Origin of the sequence: Mariniradius sediminis, from assembly GCF_021491425.1 — a bacterium.
GTDB lineage: Bacteria > Bacteroidota > Bacteroidia > Cytophagales > Cyclobacteriaceae > Mariniradius > Mariniradius saccharolyticus.
Map to the genome: position 1 here is coordinate 1 of NZ_JAKEVZ010000088.1, position 283 is coordinate 283.

Genomic DNA, 283 nt, shown 5'->3' on the forward strand with positions numbered 1-283 from the left:
CTGGGAACCATACAGCTTGGAACCACAGGTCATCCGGCTGTAAAACCAGGAAGTTTTGGCGGCACTATGCTTTCAGCAGCAATTGAACCAGTAACTGATGGAAAAATTCATAAACTTTACCTAGTGAGCAAGCCTTCCGGAGAAGGCAGCTTTACAACCCTGGCTTTACAAGGATTGACATTAACAGGTAATTAATTATTTGATCCGATACGATATGAAACGAGTTGGCTTTTTTATTTTATCCGCATTCCTATTAGTTGCTTCAATTGTTCAGGCTCAACAG

At 41.3% G+C, this 283-nt stretch carries 1 protein-coding gene; it reads left to right on the forward strand.

Going from position 1 to position 283, the window contains the following annotated elements:
* Nucleotides 1–195, forward strand: a 195-nt coding sequence (locus L0U89_RS20390) for a hypothetical protein (RefSeq protein ID WP_234863206.1), incomplete at its 5' end; no start/stop codon positions are given.
* Between the last annotated feature and the right edge of the window lie 88 nt (nt 196–283).